This is a genomic window from Vibrio sp. R10-SF1-ISO8 (genome assembly GCF_059833805.1).
In genome coordinates, this window is the sequence record NZ_JCBDHL010000008.1 from 211,950 (window position 1) to 227,414 (window position 15,465).

15 protein-coding genes are annotated in these 15,465 nt (G+C 44.6%); 10 read left to right on the forward strand and 5 right to left on the reverse strand.

The window, feature by feature from the left end:
* The first annotated feature begins 36 nt into the window (after positions 1-36).
* Entirely contained in the window at positions 37-1,314 is a 1,278-nt protein-coding gene (locus AC6R00_RS04645) for a dicarboxylate/amino acid:cation symporter (protein WP_004744364.1), read from the forward strand.
* A gap of 104 nt (positions 1,315-1,418) precedes the next feature.
* Here AC6R00_RS04645 and AC6R00_RS04650 read toward each other — a convergent pair whose 3' ends face one another.
* Positions 1,419-1,763, reverse strand: coding sequence for a four helix bundle protein (locus AC6R00_RS04650; protein WP_500639484.1), 345 nt, complete (start codon positions 1,761-1,763; stop codon positions 1,419-1,421).
* A gap of 88 nt (positions 1,764-1,851) precedes the next feature.
* The gene (locus AC6R00_RS04655) at positions 1,852-2,184 is read right to left on the reverse strand and encodes a hypothetical protein (RefSeq protein WP_500639485.1); all 333 of its coding nucleotides are present in this window, start codon (positions 2,182-2,184) and stop codon (positions 1,852-1,854) included.
* Between the two features lie 96 nt (positions 2,185-2,280).
* Here AC6R00_RS04655 and dnaK point away from each other — a divergent pair, with 96 nt between their 5' ends.
* Complete coding sequence (dnaK, locus tag AC6R00_RS04660; protein WP_500639486.1) at positions 2,281-4,200, forward strand: molecular chaperone DnaK; 1,920 nt, start codon at positions 2,281-2,283, stop codon at positions 4,198-4,200.
* Positions 4,201-4,488: 288 nt separating this feature from the next.
* Complete coding sequence (dnaJ, locus tag AC6R00_RS04665) at positions 4,489-5,631, forward strand: molecular chaperone DnaJ (protein WP_004743230.1); 1,143 nt, start codon at positions 4,489-4,491, stop codon at positions 5,629-5,631.
* Positions 5,632-5,675: 44 nt separating this feature from the next.
* Here dnaJ and AC6R00_RS04670 read toward each other — a convergent pair whose 3' ends face one another.
* Complete coding sequence (locus AC6R00_RS04670; RefSeq protein WP_500639487.1) at positions 5,676-6,107, reverse strand: type IV pilin protein; 432 nt, start codon at positions 6,105-6,107, stop codon at positions 5,676-5,678.
* Positions 6,108-6,210: 103 nt separating this feature from the next.
* Between AC6R00_RS04670 and AC6R00_RS04675 the strand changes: the two genes are divergently transcribed.
* The 7 genes from AC6R00_RS04675 (at position 6,211) to tadA (ending at position 13,365) form a co-directional block, all read left to right on the forward strand.
* A complete protein-coding gene (locus AC6R00_RS04675) occupies positions 6,211-6,720 on the forward strand; it encodes a GspH/FimT family pseudopilin (protein ID WP_500639488.1) in 510 nt (169 codons plus the stop codon).
* A complete protein-coding gene (locus tag AC6R00_RS04680; RefSeq protein WP_500639489.1) occupies positions 6,698-7,348 on the forward strand; it encodes a pilus assembly protein PilW in 651 nt (216 codons plus the stop codon). The genes AC6R00_RS04675 and AC6R00_RS04680 overlap by 23 nt, the downstream gene beginning before the upstream one ends.
* Positions 7,345-8,589, forward strand: coding sequence for a hypothetical protein (locus AC6R00_RS04685; RefSeq protein WP_500639490.1), 1,245 nt, complete (start codon positions 7,345-7,347; stop codon positions 8,587-8,589). Before AC6R00_RS04680 ends, AC6R00_RS04685 begins: the two co-directional genes overlap by 4 nt.
* Positions 8,579-8,998, forward strand: coding sequence for a prepilin-type N-terminal cleavage/methylation domain-containing protein (locus AC6R00_RS04690; RefSeq protein ID WP_500639491.1), 420 nt, complete (start codon positions 8,579-8,581; stop codon positions 8,996-8,998). The genes AC6R00_RS04685 and AC6R00_RS04690 overlap by 11 nt, the downstream gene beginning before the upstream one ends.
* Positions 8,999-9,269: 271 nt before the next feature.
* Positions 9,270-10,829 (forward strand): AbgT family transporter, encoded by a 1,560-nt coding sequence (locus tag AC6R00_RS04695; RefSeq protein ID WP_004749853.1) that lies wholly within the window; start codon positions 9,270-9,272, stop codon positions 10,827-10,829.
* 334 nt (positions 10,830-11,163) lie between these two features.
* Positions 11,164-12,720: an AbgT family transporter gene (locus AC6R00_RS04700; RefSeq protein WP_500639492.1), complete on the forward strand. Its 1,557-nt coding sequence runs from the start codon at positions 11,164-11,166 to the stop codon at positions 12,718-12,720.
* A gap of 93 nt (positions 12,721-12,813) precedes the next feature.
* Positions 12,814-13,365: a tRNA adenosine(34) deaminase TadA gene (gene tadA, locus AC6R00_RS04705; RefSeq protein WP_500639577.1), complete on the forward strand. Its 552-nt coding sequence runs from the start codon at positions 12,814-12,816 to the stop codon at positions 13,363-13,365.
* A gap of 43 nt (positions 13,366-13,408) precedes the next feature.
* Here tadA and AC6R00_RS04710 read toward each other — a convergent pair whose 3' ends face one another.
* Positions 13,409-13,543: a hypothetical protein gene (locus tag AC6R00_RS04710; RefSeq protein ID WP_004743068.1), complete on the reverse strand. Its 135-nt coding sequence runs from the start codon at positions 13,541-13,543 to the stop codon at positions 13,409-13,411.
* A gap of 207 nt (positions 13,544-13,750) precedes the next feature.
* Positions 13,751-15,283 carry a membrane-bound lytic murein transglycosylase MltF gene (gene mltF / locus AC6R00_RS04715; protein WP_500639493.1) on the reverse strand — a complete coding sequence of 511 codons (1,533 nt, stop codon included), beginning with the start codon at positions 15,281-15,283 and terminating at the stop codon, positions 13,751-13,753.
* Positions 15,284-15,465 lie beyond the last annotated feature (182 nt).

Below are 15,465 nucleotides of genomic sequence, written 5' to 3' on the forward strand. Positions count from 1 at the left end.
CCATAAATTGAAAACACAACATTCTGGAGATGGATGATGGATAAATCGCTTTCAAGCAAGATTTTTGTAGGCTTGTTTGCTGGTCTACTGATCGGTACTGCGATCCAGTACTTATTTAGCGGGATTGCAATCTTTGATACTTACCTTCTAGGCGCTGCCGAAGGCGCGGGCGGTATGTTCGTATCACTGATCAAGTTACTTGTTGTACCTTTGGTATACGTTTCAATCGTATGTGGTATTGTTGACCTGAAAGACATCACTGCCTTTGGTCGTCTTGGTGGTAAAACCTTTGCTCTATACATTATTAACACCATCATCGCGATTACTGCGGCGCTTACAGTTGGTATGATTTTCCAACCAGGTGCTGACGCGAACCTAGCAGGTACGATTTCAGAAACGGTTAAACTCACAACAACTGAAACACCTGATATCTTCTCACTAGTGGTTAACATTGTACCAAGCAACCCTGTTCAAGCGTTTGCTAATGGTGACATGCTACAAATCATCTTCATGGCAATCCTGACAGGTCTTGCTATTCAAGCTCTTGATTCACGCGGTGGTCCGGCTATTCGCACATTCAAGATGGCAAACGAAATCATGATGAAGCTAGTTGGTCTAGTAATGAGCCTTGCTCCATACGGCGTATTTGCGCTGATGATTCAGCTAGGTGCAACGCTAGACGCGAACACGCTAATGTCTGTAGCAGGCTATGTAGCGCTTGTTGTGGCAATGCTAGTGTTCTGGATCTTCTTCTTCTACCCAATGGCAGTAGGCATTGCGACAGGTACTTCTCCAAAGACGTTCCTACGTGCAACTCGTGAGCAGATCTTATTCTCTCTATCTACAGCAAGCTCGAACGCGACGATCCCTGTAACAATGCGTACTCTGACTGAGAAACTACACGTTTCAAAATCAGTAGCAGGTTTTGGTGTACCACTAGGTGCAACCATGAACATGTCTGGTGTATCTATCTACATCGCACTAGCGACTATCTTCGTTGCAAACGCATTTGGTCAGCCAATCAACACTGCTGACGTGTTCACTCTAGGTCTTACTATCCTGCTTCTATCTATCGGTGCTGGTGGTGTTCCTGGTGGCGGCGTTGTAATGGTCGGCGTTCTTCTTCACCAACTAGGTCTTCCACCAGAAGGTCTTGCAATCATCGCAGCTGTTGACCGTATCAATGATATGTTCTGTACATCTTCTAACGTAGTAGGCGATACCGCTGTCAACACTATCGTTGCAAAAACAGAAGGTGAAATCGGCAAAGAAGAAGCAGAAGTAGAAGCGAAACCTGCTCAAGCGAATGCTTAATCATTAAAGTGTCGGATTTTGAAAGCGAGCCTTAGGGCTCGCTTTTTCGTTAGAGGAATGGAGAACTGGAAAGCTAGATAACGAGAAAACTAGGTAGTTGGGAGTTATTCGGTACGAAATTTTCTTATGAGGGAGGCAAGGATCTTTGCGATACGATTGCACTGTTCGCATAACTTGTCTCGGTCAGTTAAGGATAGATAGCCAAACTCCGCGGCAAGTAGAAGTTGAGTGTTCAATTCTCCCGTAGATCCTTTCGCGACACTTAAAAAGTATGCCGTTTCTTTATTGCTTTCTCTTTCCATCCCTTCGGCAATGTTACTTGAGATAGAGATACAAGAGCGCCTGATTTGATCTCGAAACGAGTAATCGCTTATGTGATTAACTTTTGGGTAGACTTGCTTACATAGCTCAAAACTGATTTGCCACACATGTAAATTTTGATATTTCATTCTGAACACTGAAGAAATGAAACATCCTAAACCTTGATGAGCGCTTAATCGCATGAAAATAGTATGAAGAAACTCAGCAAGTTTAAAATTAGTTGACGACACTTGTTCTCTGGAAGAGATAATAATCCAGCTCTCCAGCTCTCCAGCTCTCCAGCTCTCCAGCTCTCCAGCTCTCCAGCTCTCCAGCTCTCCAGCTCTCCAGCTCTCCAGCTCTCCAGCTCTCCAGCTCTCCAGCTCTCCAGCTCTCCAGCTCTCCAGCTCTCCAGCTCTCCAGCTCTCCAGCTCTCCAGCTCTCCAGCTCTCCAGCTCTCCAGCTCTCCAGCTCTCCAGCTCTCCAAATCTTTTTTAACTTTTTTTCACTTCGTCCCTTGAAAAGCCATTTGCCGCCCTTATCTATTGGGCATAGAGAAGCAAACATCATTATTTTTGTTTGTGAGCAAGGGTTGAAACCCGATTCTCCATCCCCACATAGGGGATATAGCAAAACGAAAATAGAAATTTATTCGGAGATAGCCTGATGGGTAAAATCATTGGTATTGACTTAGGTACTACTAACTCATGTGTTGCTGTACTAGACGGCGACAAACCACGTGTAATTGAAAACGCAGAGGGTGAGCGCACCACTGCATCGGTAATTGGTTACACAGACGGTGAAACGCTAGTAGGTCAACCTGCAAAACGTCAAGCAGTTACTAACCCAACTAACACGCTATTTGCAATTAAGCGTCTTATTGGTCGTCGTTTCGAAGACGAAGAAGTTCAGCGCGACATCGAAATCATGCCTTACAAAATCGTTAAGGCTGACAACGGTGATGCTTGGGTAGAAGCGCAAGGCCAGAAAATGGCAGCTCCTCAGGTTTCTGCTGAAATCCTTAAGAAAATGAAGAAAACTGCAGAAGACTTCCTAGGTGAGGAAGTAACTGGCGCAGTTATCACAGTACCTGCTTACTTTAACGATGCTCAGCGTCAAGCAACTAAAGATGCTGGCCGTATCGCAGGTCTAGAAGTTAAACGTATCATCAACGAACCAACAGCTGCTGCTCTAGCATATGGTCTAGACAAGCAAGGCGGCGACCGCACTATCGCGGTATACGACCTTGGTGGTGGTACATTCGATATCTCTATCATCGAGATTGACGAAGTTGAAGGCGAGAAAACATTCGAAGTACTAGCGACTAACGGTGACACTCACTTAGGTGGTGAAGACTTCGATAACCGCATGATCAACTACCTAGTTGAAGAGTTCAAGAAAGAGCAAGGTATCGATCTTAAGAACGATCCTCTAGCAATGCAGCGTGTTAAAGAAGCAGCAGAAAAAGCGAAAATTGAGCTTTCTTCTACTTCTCAAACAGACGTAAACCTACCTTACGTGACTGCAGATGCGACTGGTCCTAAGCACATGAACGTTAAAGTGACTCGTGCGAAACTAGAATCTCTAGTTGAAGACCTAGTTCAACGTTCTCTTGAGCCTCTAAAAGTTGCTTTAGCTGACGCAGACCTATCTGTGAACGACATTACTGACGTTATCCTTGTTGGTGGTCAGACTCGTATGCCAATGGTTCAAGCGAAAGTTGCTGAGTTCTTCGGTAAAGAAGCTCGTAAAGACGTGAACCCTGATGAAGCAGTAGCAATGGGTGCTGCAGTTCAAGGTGGTGTACTTGCTGGTGATGTTAAAGACGTACTTCTACTAGACGTTACTCCTCTGTCTCTAGGTATCGAGACTATGGGCGGCGTAATGACTAAGCTAGTTGAGAAGAACACAACTATCCCAACGAAAGCAAACCAAGTTTTCTCTACAGCAGAAGACAACCAGAATGCGGTAACTATCCACGTTCTTCAAGGTGAGCGTAAGCAGGCGATGTACAACAAGTCTCTAGGTCAATTCAACCTAGAAGGTATTCAGCCAGCACCACGTGGCATGCCTCAAATCGAAGTAACTTTCGACCTAGATGCGGACGGTATCCTACACGTATCTGCGAAAGATAAGTCGACTGGTAAAGAGCAGAAGATCACTATCCAAGCTTCTGGCGGTCTAAGCGACGAAGATATCGAGAAAATGGTACAAGAAGCAGAAGCTAACAAAGAAGCGGACAAAAAGTTCGAAGAGCTAGCTACTGCACGTAACCAAGCTGACCAAATGATTCACGGTACTCGTAAGCAAGTGGAAGAAGCAGGTGATGCACTTCCAGCTGACGAGAAAGAGAAGATTGAAGCAGCTATCTCTGAGCTAGAAGAAGCACGTAAGGGCGAAGACAAAGAAGCGATCGACGCTAAAGTTCAAGCACTTATGGCAGCAGCTCAAAAGCTAATGGAAATCGCTCAACAGCAAGCTCAAGCACAGCAAGGCGCTGAAGCTGGTGCAGAACAAGCACAGCCTCAACAAGATGACGTGGTTGATGCTGAGTTTGAAGAAGTTAAGGAAGAGGGCAAGAAGTAATTCTTGATTCGACATACTTAATTTAATTTCTTGCGGGCGTTTGAGGAAACTCATACGCCCGTATGTTTGTAATTAAGATGTCAGTCTAGATAATGGTTCTCGAATCTCGAATCTCGAATCTCGAATCTCGAATCTCGAATCTCGAATCTCGAATCTCGAATCTCGAATCTCGAATCTCGAATCTCGAATCTCGAATCTCGAATCTCGAATCTTTATCTAGAATGATACAAACACCAAGCGGTGTGATAACCATCCTCCGTTTGCAGTACTACATTGGTGACGAAGAACATGTCAAAACGTGATTTTTACGAAGTATTAGGCGTAAGCCGCGATGCATCAGAGCGTGATATTAAAAAGGCCTACAAGCGCCTAGCGATGAAATTCCACCCAGACCGTAACCAGGGTGATGAAAGCGCAGCAGAAAAGTTTAAAGAAGTAAAAGAAGCGTACGAAATTCTTCTCGATCCGCAAAAGAAAGCTGCTTATGACCAATACGGTCATGCTGCTTTTGAACAAGGCGGTATGGGCGGCGGCGGCTTTGGTGGCGGCGGTGCTGATTTCGGTGACATCTTTGGTGATGTGTTCGGTGATATCTTCGGTGGCGGTCGTCGTGGTGGCGGTGGTCATCGTGCTCAGCGCGGTGCTGACCTTCGTTACAACATGGAGCTGTCACTTGAAGAAGCAGTTCGTGGTGTATCTAAAGAGATTGAAGTACCAACGCTGGTTCACTGTGACAGCTGTGAAGGTAGCGGCGCTAAGAAAGGCACTTCTGCGGAAACTTGTGGCACCTGTCATGGCCATGGTCAGGTTCAGATGCGTCAAGGTTTCTTTGCGGTTCAACAAACCTGTCCTACCTGTCATGGTAAAGGCAAGATCATTAAAGACCCATGTAATGTATGTCATGGACAAGGTCGTAAGCAGAAGACTAAGACCCTTAACGTTAAGATCCCAGCTGGTGTAGATACGGGCGATCGTATTCGACTTTCTGGTGAAGGTGAAGCGGGTGAGCATGGCGCTCCGGCGGGTGATCTGTATGTTCAAGTTCACGTCAAAGAGCACCATATCTTTGAGCGTGATGGCAACAACCTATACTGTGAAGTACCAGTGAGCTTTGCTATGGCAGCACTGGGTGGTGAAGTTGAAGTGCCAACACTTGATGGTCGTGTAAACCTTAAAGTTCCAACTGAGACCCAAACTGGCCGTATGTTCCGTATGCGCGGTAAAGGTGTTAAAGGTGTTCGTGGTGGCGGTGTAGGTGATCTGATTGTTAAGCTAGTGGTCGAAACGCCTGTTAACCTAAGCTCGCGTCAGAAAGATCTGCTAAAAGAATTTGAAGAGTCTTGTGGTGGAGAAGCGGCGACGAAACATAAGCCTAAATCAGAAGGCTTCTTCAACGGTGTGAAGAAGTTCTTTGATGACCTAACAAGCTAAATCTAGCTTTGAGATTTAGAAAGCCTGCTATTTAGCAGGCTTTTTTATTGCCAACAATTTGGTGGTGTCATTTCACCTGTTTGATTGATAGTCAGTTGGCTATAGTGAGTGTTTGAACACTGATCTTTTAATTGTGGGCCGATAGGTTCTGCCTTGATAGTGTACGCAGATGCTGTGGCTGAAATAGACACAGTGAAATGCTCAGTATCTAAGGTGCAAAAACTACACACCCCTCCAGATAACACCGATGTCGCTGCCGATTGATAACTCCCTGAATAGTCCCGTTCGAGTTCAATCTGAATTTTGGCTAGATCCGCCAGTGCAGCAGTCCGATGCGCCTTGAGTAGGTGACTTTGATAGCTTGGATATGCGATTGCCGCGACTATTGAGATAATGGCTAAAGCAAGCATCAATTCGACAAATGTCATTGCTTTTACTCGATATTTTCTTGAATTACATAACTTTTTTCGAATCATTTCGAATGCTTCCTATCAGGTTGTTCGCCTATTTTTCTAAGCTGCTAGCATGTCTTCAAGTTGGAAACTTCTTTACATTTGACTTTGCATAGGAATTTGGGAAATGTCTCGCGGGTTTACTCTGTTAGAGCTCTTAATCACGGTGTTGGTGTTTGCTGCATTACTTTCAGTCGCTGTACCCAGTTTTCATAATCTTCATCTCAATAGTCAAATGCTCAGAGCAGCCAACGAGCTCAATGGCTTTTTAAACCAAGCTCGTTCTGAAGCGATCTGGAGAAACCGCGATTTATGGGCGCATTTTACTTTTTCTTCTTCGCCAGTTTCAGCCAAAGACTGGACGGTGACACTGACAGATTCAGACACTATGGGAGAGGGGAACAAAATTTTATTTTTGCAGGGCACTTCATTTAAAGACTTACAACTCGATTGGACTTATTCCGCGGATAGAATCAAATTCGATGGTCTACGCGGTCGAGTAAAAGATGGCAGCTTGAGCTTCTACCCTAAAGGTCACGCTAGCCAAGCGTTGCTTGTAAAAAGCTCCTACGCGGGTAACCGAATCATGATCTGCGCGCTTAGTGAAAGTAGTTATGGTTTTCCTAACTGTGCGTAATTGCCGTCAACGAGGGGCAAGTCTAGTCGAGCTTCTGATCGCTTCGATCATGGGAGTGATGGCGATTGGGGTTATCGGTTCGGTATTTATTAGTGGACAAAAGCTCGCCACCGAACGAGGAAAGCAACTGCTGCTTGCGCAAAATCTATCGAGTACCGTGCAGCAAATAAAAGAGGACATTCATCGGGCAGGTTTTAATGGCGTTGCGCCTGCCTCTGCCCTATTGTCAGGGGCGACTTCTCCCTTGCATATAGAAAATGAGCCGGGATTGCTGGGTTATGTTTACCGCATAGCTTCTACGGGAAGCGACTCATTTCGTAATATCGTCTATAAACGTGAAGAGTCTAAGATCTCAGAGCTCGGAGACTCACTTAAGCTGTGTGAAAAGCACACTAGCGAGCCTCTCTCAATTTCCTCCGCTTCTTCATCTGGGCTTGGAGGCTACTGTTTTAATTTGTTTAACCCTAAACAAATATCTGTCACAGGATTTTCCCTGAACAAAGAGGTGATAAAAGGTGGCGAGGCTGAGAAGCTAATGGTGAACATTTCAATCCACGCCCACCTAGTTAATGACACAGAGATAACCTATCAAGCCAATGTCACTACGTTGCTTAGGAATTGGCAATGAGCCGCGTCATTGAAAGAGGATTTGCGACTCTACTTATTACCAGCGTTGTTTTGGTCACTGCTTTATTAGTGGGGCTAACCAGCTACAAAGTTCTGCTTTATCAGATTAAAAGAGCGCAAAACGAAGTAAAGGTTAGGCAGGCTCACTGGTTATCAGAAGCGGGCGTAGAATGCGCCTACGCTTATGTAAATGCATTTCCGGATCAGCTTAACGCGCTTTCTTCTGCCTCCAACACCTTGCTCAATGATGTATGTAAAGAAACCTTGCAACTAGAAGCGCTTTATATCGAGCCGCTCAGCGAAGATAACTACGTTGTACACGCCAATAGTGAAAACTATCGAGTCAATCGCCGTTTTCATCACAGTGAAGTAAGTGGTATGGGCGCGATTCAATCGACAGCGGACTTACGTTTGATAGGCAGTATTGATATTGCTCCAGATGCCCCAAGAGAGGCTAGAACTGATGGTTTTTATGACTGCGTGGCGGTGAGGTATCTATCTAAAGTGGTGTTTGAAACAGGGGGAAGTGCAGGAACATTGTCGACTAGCGCGCCTATAGCCAACGGGCCTTATGCAGGTTTTAGTGGTGAGTGCGTGCCAGAATACAAAACCTCTCTTTCTAGTAACCAAAGCACCTCTGATAATGGCAACCTGTTTAAAAACGATTACCAGCAAGACTCACAGCTTAGTACATTTCAGAACTACTTCAATATGGCGAAAAACGCTGAAAATATAGCGCGCGCTAAGCTGCAATATCAGGTGATCTCGTTAGCGACTATTTCTGACGGCCACAACTGCGCTGATGTGATTAATAGCCACTTAACATCGACCAATAACAAGCTATGGATAGAAGGGCATTGCATCATCACTACTCCTTTGAATATTGCTTGGCCGTCATCACTAGTGGTGGAGAATGGTATTTTCTCCTCGACAGGTTCAAATGTATTTGCCGGTTCTTTCTATCACTTAGTGGATATGTCGTCATTAGACTTTAGCGCGTCGAGCCTGAGCGATTATTGGAGTTCTGTTAGTTTTCATAGTTCTATTCAGGCTTGGCTGGGTAGTCATACTGTCTATTTTGATAACGGCTCATTTCATCCTAAAGGTGGGCTGCATTTTGATGCATCAGGTGGGGAAGTGGTACTAAAAGGCTCCTATGACTTAGATTATTCAGCGGCGAATAACCCTATTGAGGGGCGTAAAGCGTTTGCTTGGTATCCCGGAGGCTGGTATGGGCAATAGTCGGCGAGGCTTTACTTTATTGGAAGTGCTAATTGCCTTGTTGCTGATCGGTATTGCGAGTCTAGCTTTGATTAAGTTACAGGTTTACATCGAGCAAAGAAGTGATTTTGCGGTTAAGAGTATTGAAGGATTAAACCTGATAGAAAATAAACTGGAGTGGTTTCGTACCCGAGGTGCAGACCCAAGTCAGTCTAGCGTCGCGGTCGCAGATTTCGATTTGATAAGCAGTGGTTCAGACTCTCTACATTCATATCAGCTTGTTTGGCAAATTAGTACGCCATCTGCTGAACTTTCCTCTTCTCTTAAACAGATAACGATAACCGCACAGTGGCAAGATCGTCTAGGAGAGCCCCATCAATTAACTCTTAACACAATGATTGCGAGAGATGGTGAATTTATAAGCAGATAGATTCATATTGTGAATTGGTAGATCTATTTTACTAACCTGCATACGTTATATTTTGCATTTTGGTTTCATTATTGTTTAGTAATCTCGAGTGTTTGTGTTTTGACTTTGTTGCACGTAGATGGCGTTTTTGCAAAATATGTCTCCAATTATGGAAAAACCTCTAGATTGTTGTGCTTTATTAGAGTGGATTCACTAAAATACGTGGTGAAAAATAGACCGACATAATAAATGCATAAAGGTCTACCGCAACAACATCACATATGGAGTTACCATGAGTAACCAAGCAATTAATAAAGCTCCGTCACCAAAGCCTAGTGGTATGGACCGCTTCCTTAACTTTATTGAACGAGCAGGTAACAAGATCCCGGACCCTGCGATTCTGTTCTTTTGGGCACTGATCATTACATGGGGTGCGTCTGCCCTTCTTTCTAACTTCACGTTCGACCTTATTAATCCACGTTCGGGTGAAGCGCTTGCAATCAACAACCTTCTGACTGGCGAATCTCTAGCAAGCTTTCTCGCGAACATGGTAACTACCTTTACTGGTTTTGCACCGCTAGGTATCGTGCTTGTTGCGATGCTAGGTGTTGGTGTCGCTGACTCTTCTGGCTTCATTACTACTGGCCTGAAGAAAATGCTTAACTTCACACCAGCTAAGCTTCTTACACCAATGCTAATCCTTGTCGCAATCGTATCGCACACTGCAGCAGATGCGGGCTACGTACTGGTTATTCCTCTTGGTGGTATCATTTTCCACGCAGCTGGTCGTCACCCTCTAGCGGGTATCGCAGCGGCGTTTGCTGGTGTATCTGGTGGTTTCTCTGCTAACTTTATCCCTTCAGGTATTGACCCACTATTAGCAGGTTTCACGCAAACAGCAGCACAAGTTCTTGACCCTGAGTATGTGGTTAACCCACTGGCGAACATTTTCTTCACGGGCATTTCTTCAGTCATCATCGTAGCGATTGGTTGGTACGTTACTGAGAAAATCATTGAACCTCGCCTAGCTAATACACCAGTTGATGAAGATGCAGAAAAAGCACCTGATTTAGGTTCATTCACTGAACTTGAGTCAAAAGCGTTCCGTTACGCAGGTTGGGCTATGCTTGCGGGTATCGCTCTATTGGTTGTTGCTCTGATCCCAGAGACATCAGCACTGCGCTCTCCAGAAGGTGAAATTACAGCGTTCTCAGCGCCAATTATGAAGTCGATTGTTCCATTGATCTTCATTCTGTTTATCATCCCTGGTTACGTTTACGGTAAAGTGTCAGGTACGTTCAAAACCAGTAACGATATTATCAAAGCGATGGCGGATACTATGTCTACCATGGGTGCTTACATCGTAATGTCGTTCTTCTGTGCTCAGTTCCTATCAGCGTTCGCTCAGTCAAACATTGGTACTCTATTAGCGCTTTACGGTGCTGAAGGCTTGAAAGCCATGAATCTGCCTGGTGAAGCAACGATCATCGGTATGATTCTTCTAACAGCGGCAGTTAACCTTCTAATCGGTTCTGCGTCAGCGAAATGGGCTCTGATTGGTCCAATCCTTGTTCCAATGCTAATGGCAGTAGGTATCTCACCTGAGCTATCTCAAGCAGCATACCGTGTAGGTGACTCAGTATCGAACATCATCTCTCCTCTGATGGTCTTCTTCCCACTTGTCGTGGTGTACTGTCAGCGTTATGTGAAGTCGACTGGTATCGGTACGCTAGCCTCACTAATGATGCCATTCTCTATCGCAATGCTAATCGGTTGGTCTATCTTCCTAGTTGCGTACTGGATGCTAGGTATCCCTCTAGGTATTCAAGCGCCATACACTTACACGATGTAATTGTTGGTCACCGAACACTGAATGATAAAGCCTCGCTAATTAGCGAGGTTTTTGTTTTTGAGTGGAATATAAGTCTAATAAATGGATTAATGCTGGTTTCTTTAATTGTAAAAATTAATTTTTATTGGTTATAAATTCTTTTAAATGGCGATTAATTGACATTAACAGTAGATCTGCATGTTGTGCTTTGGCCTTTTGTTTGGTTATAGCTATTAATGATGGTTTTTTATATCGCTTACTCTTATGAGTGTGGTTTTACACCATATATTCTGTTTGATAATGTGCCCGACCAATTTATTAAATGTGACTCAGTTAAAAGTTTAGGATGTCATTTATGAGTGAAATTGCAGCGCCTGAAGCAAAGCCTTCAGGGGTGATAGGGTTCATCGAAAGAGCGGGTAAGAAGATCCCAGATCCGGTCATTATATTTATGTTCTTGTTTGCGCTTTCTCTGGTCATTACCGGATTAATGGATGGCGTGAGCTTTGAAACCATTGGCAAAGGTGGGGAAGCCGTTGAGTTCTCGATTAAGAACATGCTAGCGGCGGAAAATTTCCGTTGGATGTTTGAGAACGCTCTACTGCAAAACTGGCTAGCGTTTGGTCATGGCGTACTTGGCGTTATCTTGATTGTAATGTTAGGTGTAGGTATCGCCGAGAACTCCGGACTTTTAACCGCAGTTATCAAAAAAGTCGGCCTAAAGATTAGCGACCGCTTACTGCCACTATTAGTTGTCTTCCTTGGCATCATGAGTTCTATTGCGGCTGATGCCGGTTACTTAGTACTTATTCCTTTAGCGGGCCTTCTATATGCGGGTCTTGGCAAAAACCCATTGATTGGTATGGCGGCGGCATTTGCAGGTGTATCAGCAGGCTTTAGCGCTAACTTACTACCAGCAACACCAGTTGATGTTGTTTTGGGTGTGAACGCTAAGATCTTTGCCGAGTCACAAAACATCCCATTCGTTGGTCGCAACGGTGAAGAGCTTAACCCAGCAACAATGCACTACTTCTTCGTTTTAGTGTCAACCTTCTTACTCGCTGTCGTTGGTGCTTGGGTGACCACACGCTTTATCACACCTCGTCTGGAAAAGATGTCTTATCAACTACCTGAGGAAGTAAATTTTGATGAGTTTGAACTTACGGAGAAAGAGCAAAAAGGCCTGCGTTGGTCTGGTGTTGGCCTGTTAGTAACCTTAGCTGCGATCTATGGCTTAGCGGTTGGCCCGTTAGCGACTTATACCAATGAAGCTGGTAAAGAAGTAACCCCTTACTTAGATAACATCATCCTGCTGATCTCTTTAGTGTTTGCTGTTGTTGGTCTGTGCTTTGGTGTGGCAACGGGCAAGTTCAAGAAGTTGCAAGACGTTGTAAGTGCGATGGTTAAGCAGATGAACACCATGGGTTATGTGTTAGTACTAACCTTCTTCTGTTACAACTTCTTAGCGCTACTTAGCTACTCAGGTTTAGGCACTTACGTGACTTACCTTGGCTCAACTTTCTTACAGTCATTAGGTCTTCAACAGTTCCCAGCGTTAATGCTACTTGGCTTTATTTTGACCACTGCTGTGATTAACTTGTTCGTTGGTGGCCTAACGTCAAAATGGATGCTGCTTGGTCCAATCTTTGTTCCTATGCTGTATCAGGTTAACCCAAACATGACGCCAGATTTAGTCACCGCGGCTTACCGTGTTGCTGATTCTTCAACCAACATCATTACACCTATGATGAGCTATGCGGGTGTTGTTCTTGCCTTTATGCGTAAGTACAAACCTGAGCTGACATTTGGTGATGTGATTGCCATTATGGTGCCATATTCTGTTGCTTTCTTGACTTTGTGGTCGGCAGTATTGATTGGCTTCTTTACCTTTGGTTTACCGTTAGGTTTTTAATCTAACCGAACTCTTTATTAACACCGCCCAGCTTAAAACGCTGGGCGTTTTGTTATACTCGATTTGAAACGCTATAATCCATCCCCCCAATTAATGCTGCGAGCAAACATAGTGTCTACTGAGCAAGAAGCCCCACAATTTTCTGAACAAGATCATCATTTTATGCGTTTGGCACTTAAGCTTGCCGAAAGAGCAGAAGCTGAAGGTGAAGTGCCTGTTGGCGCTGTACTCGTAAAAGAGGGCGAAGTGATTGCTGAGGGGTGGAACCAATCCATTGGCGAGCATGACGCGACGGCTCATGCCGAAATGCAGACTCTACGTAAAGCTGGGCAAGCCTTGCAGAACTACCGTTTGCTGGACACGACACTTTATGTCACTTTAGAGCCATGCCCGATGTGCGCAGGCGCACTTCTACATAGTCGAGTCAAGCGAATCGTATTTGGGGCGCGCGATCTCAAAGCAGGGGCTGCAGGAAGTGTGTTGAATCTATTCGAACACCAAGCGGCTTACCACTATGCGGATGTTGAATATGGCCTACTAGAAGATGAGTGCCGTATTCAGTTACAGACGTTTTTTAGACGTCGTCGTAAGGAGCAAAAAGCGCAGCGTAAAAAAGCGAGAAAGTTGCAGCAGAGGGGCCAGTAGGTTTTCAAGCAAACATCTTAGCTAAGATGTTTGCTCTCTGGGTTTATACAGCGATTAACTGCATAAATGCGCGGTGACGTGCAATCACCTTTTTCTTGTTGTTGCTTAACATACGCTTACGACGGTTTGCGGCAACGGTTTTATTAAGGCGTTTTGACTGCATTTTACGTCTTTGCATAAAACAACCTCCTATTGTGGTTAAAATAAAATCAATCACGAACGGTATCGAAGGTAACTGATATTCAGACGGTTAACGTCTTATACCTGCTCATTGTTACGATTTTAAGAAAGTTCGCAAGTGATCTTCGACACGATATTATATGTGGGCGAGGGATAGGGAATTCAAGAGCGCAATCTTTAAACAAAGTTGCGCTCTTAACAGTGATTATTCGTTGGTGCTTTTACTCGCTGATGCAGGCTCTGCCGCTGAGATAGGCATAGCGTCTGAGACCGCAGTTTCAGGTACTTGGATCACAGTAAGGTCATCTATGCTTACGTCTTCGCTAGATGCTGTCTGCTGCTCAACATGACCAATGATACTTTGGTAATAACGGCGAATATTCTCGACGTAATTTCGCGCTTCATCACCGCGTGCAAAACCATAACGAGTTTGGCTGTAGTATTTCTTTTGACGCAGCAATGGTAGACGATCTTTTACATCTGACCACGCATCGGGGTTCCCGCCCTGACGTTTGGTTAGGCGTCTTGCATCCATCATATGCCCATATCCCACGTTATATGAAGCCAGCGCAAACCAGATCTTTTCGTGCTCTTCAATCGAGTCAGGAATGCGATCGACCATTCTACGCAGGTACTCTACACCGCCGCGCACTGATTGCTCAGGATCGAGACGGTTAGTCACTCCAACACTTTTTGCCGTTGGTAAGGTCAGCATCATCATACCGCGTACACCAGTCGGAGATTTTGCCACCGGGTTCCAGTGAGACTCTTGGTAAGCCAATGCTGCGACTAAGCGCCAGTCAAATTCATCTGAATACTTCTTAAATAAAGGCGACCATTTAGGCAGTTTGGAATCGAGTGCACGAATGAAGGCGCGAGTATCGACATAATCAAAGCTGCCAATGTGGCCAATGTATTTCTCTTCTAAAGAAGCAAGATGTCCCGATTGATTAACCGCACCGAAAAACTCAATCAATAAGCCATATAAGCTTTCATCCTGAGAAGGGCGCAAGAACCATGAGATAGGTTGGTCTTCAGTCAGTTCGAATGCTAAAGCAATATCAGGGTAGATACGTTGTGATAATGAAACCTCGACCGAATCTGCGACAGTGAATCTAAGTTCCCCTTGAGAGACGGCTTTAAGCAGATCGTTAACGTCAGCATTGGGGTCGATATGGTAAGAAAATTCTGGGTGCTGAGCCTGAATGTCGGTCAGAGTCTTATTGAAGTGAGAATCTCCAACAATACTCAAAACGTCTTTTCCTTCATTTTTCTCAATCAATTCAGCCTGCTTTGCAAGCAACTGCTTTAAGTTTCTTGGACGCCAATTGCCTTTTTTGTAGACCACTTGTTGGCTTACGTAATAGTAAGCAGGGCCTGGACGAAAGTTTTTGAGCCTTTCTGGAGATTGACTCAGCCCCGCGGCAATGATGTCGATCTCTCCTTTTTCTAGAGCAGGGTAAAGGCTAGAAATACGATAAGCAGGCTTCATTTCAAGCTGAACGCCCAATTCATTGGCAAACTCCCGCGCCAATTCGTAATCGAGACCCGCAGGGCCATCTGGGCCAATGTAATACGATAGTTGATTATTGAGTGTGCCCACGCGCAGCACGCCACGATCTTTAATTAAGTCGAGTTCACTTTTAGGTTCAGACTCTATTTGACAGCCAGAAAGCAGCAAAGCGGCAAACATAATTAGGCTCAGTGACTTAAAGTGACTTATATAATACTTCTTCATTAACAACGATCTCATACATCCAGTACGGCATTTATATCAAAGTGTCATAACAAGGCAAGCCAATCAGTGACTAGGCGAGATAAGAGTTATTAAATTCTTAATCTTGCTGTATTTCAAAATTGACAAAAAAAATGACGCAAACGGTTGCTTTTGGTGTTACATCACAAAAACAATTGCTATAT

What these genes read in the sequence shown, in the direction of transcription:
- mltF (WP_500639493.1), bottom strand. Translation starts at nt 15,283, where the DNA reads ATGAAGAAGTATTATATAAGTCACTTTAAGTCACTGAGCCTAATTATG.
- AC6R00_RS04675 (WP_500639488.1), top strand. Translation starts at nt 6,211, where the DNA reads ATGTCTCGCGGGTTTACTCTGTTAGAGCTCTTAATCACGGTGTTGGTG.
- AC6R00_RS04685 (WP_500639490.1), top strand. Translation starts at nt 7,345, where the DNA reads ATGAGCCGCGTCATTGAAAGAGGATTTGCGACTCTACTTATTACCAGC.
- AC6R00_RS04670 (WP_500639487.1), bottom strand. Translation starts at nt 6,107, where the DNA reads ATGATTCGAAAAAAGTTATGTAATTCAAGAAAATATCGAGTAAAAGCA.
- AC6R00_RS04700 (WP_500639492.1), top strand. Translation starts at nt 11,164, where the DNA reads ATGAGTGAAATTGCAGCGCCTGAAGCAAAGCCTTCAGGGGTGATAGGG.
- dnaK (WP_500639486.1), top strand. Translation starts at nt 2,281, where the DNA reads ATGGGTAAAATCATTGGTATTGACTTAGGTACTACTAACTCATGTGTT.
- AC6R00_RS04690 (WP_500639491.1), top strand. Translation starts at nt 8,579, where the DNA reads ATGGGCAATAGTCGGCGAGGCTTTACTTTATTGGAAGTGCTAATTGCC.
- AC6R00_RS04680 (WP_500639489.1), top strand. Translation starts at nt 6,698, where the DNA reads ATGGTTTTCCTAACTGTGCGTAATTGCCGTCAACGAGGGGCAAGTCTA.
- AC6R00_RS04650 (WP_500639484.1), bottom strand. Translation starts at nt 1,763, where the DNA reads ATGAAATATCAAAATTTACATGTGTGGCAAATCAGTTTTGAGCTATGT.
- AC6R00_RS04655 (WP_500639485.1), bottom strand. Translation starts at nt 2,184, where the DNA reads ATGATGTTTGCTTCTCTATGCCCAATAGATAAGGGCGGCAAATGGCTT.
- dnaJ (WP_004743230.1), top strand. Translation starts at nt 4,489, where the DNA reads ATGTCAAAACGTGATTTTTACGAAGTATTAGGCGTAAGCCGCGATGCA.
- tadA (WP_500639577.1), top strand. Translation starts at nt 12,814, where the DNA reads ATGCTGCGAGCAAACATAGTGTCTACTGAGCAAGAAGCCCCACAATTT.
- AC6R00_RS04645 (WP_004744364.1), top strand. Translation starts at nt 37, where the DNA reads ATGGATAAATCGCTTTCAAGCAAGATTTTTGTAGGCTTGTTTGCTGGT.
- AC6R00_RS04695 (WP_004749853.1), top strand. Translation starts at nt 9,270, where the DNA reads ATGAGTAACCAAGCAATTAATAAAGCTCCGTCACCAAAGCCTAGTGGT.
- AC6R00_RS04710 (WP_004743068.1), bottom strand. Translation starts at nt 13,543, where the DNA reads ATGCAAAGACGTAAAATGCAGTCAAAACGCCTTAATAAAACCGTTGCC.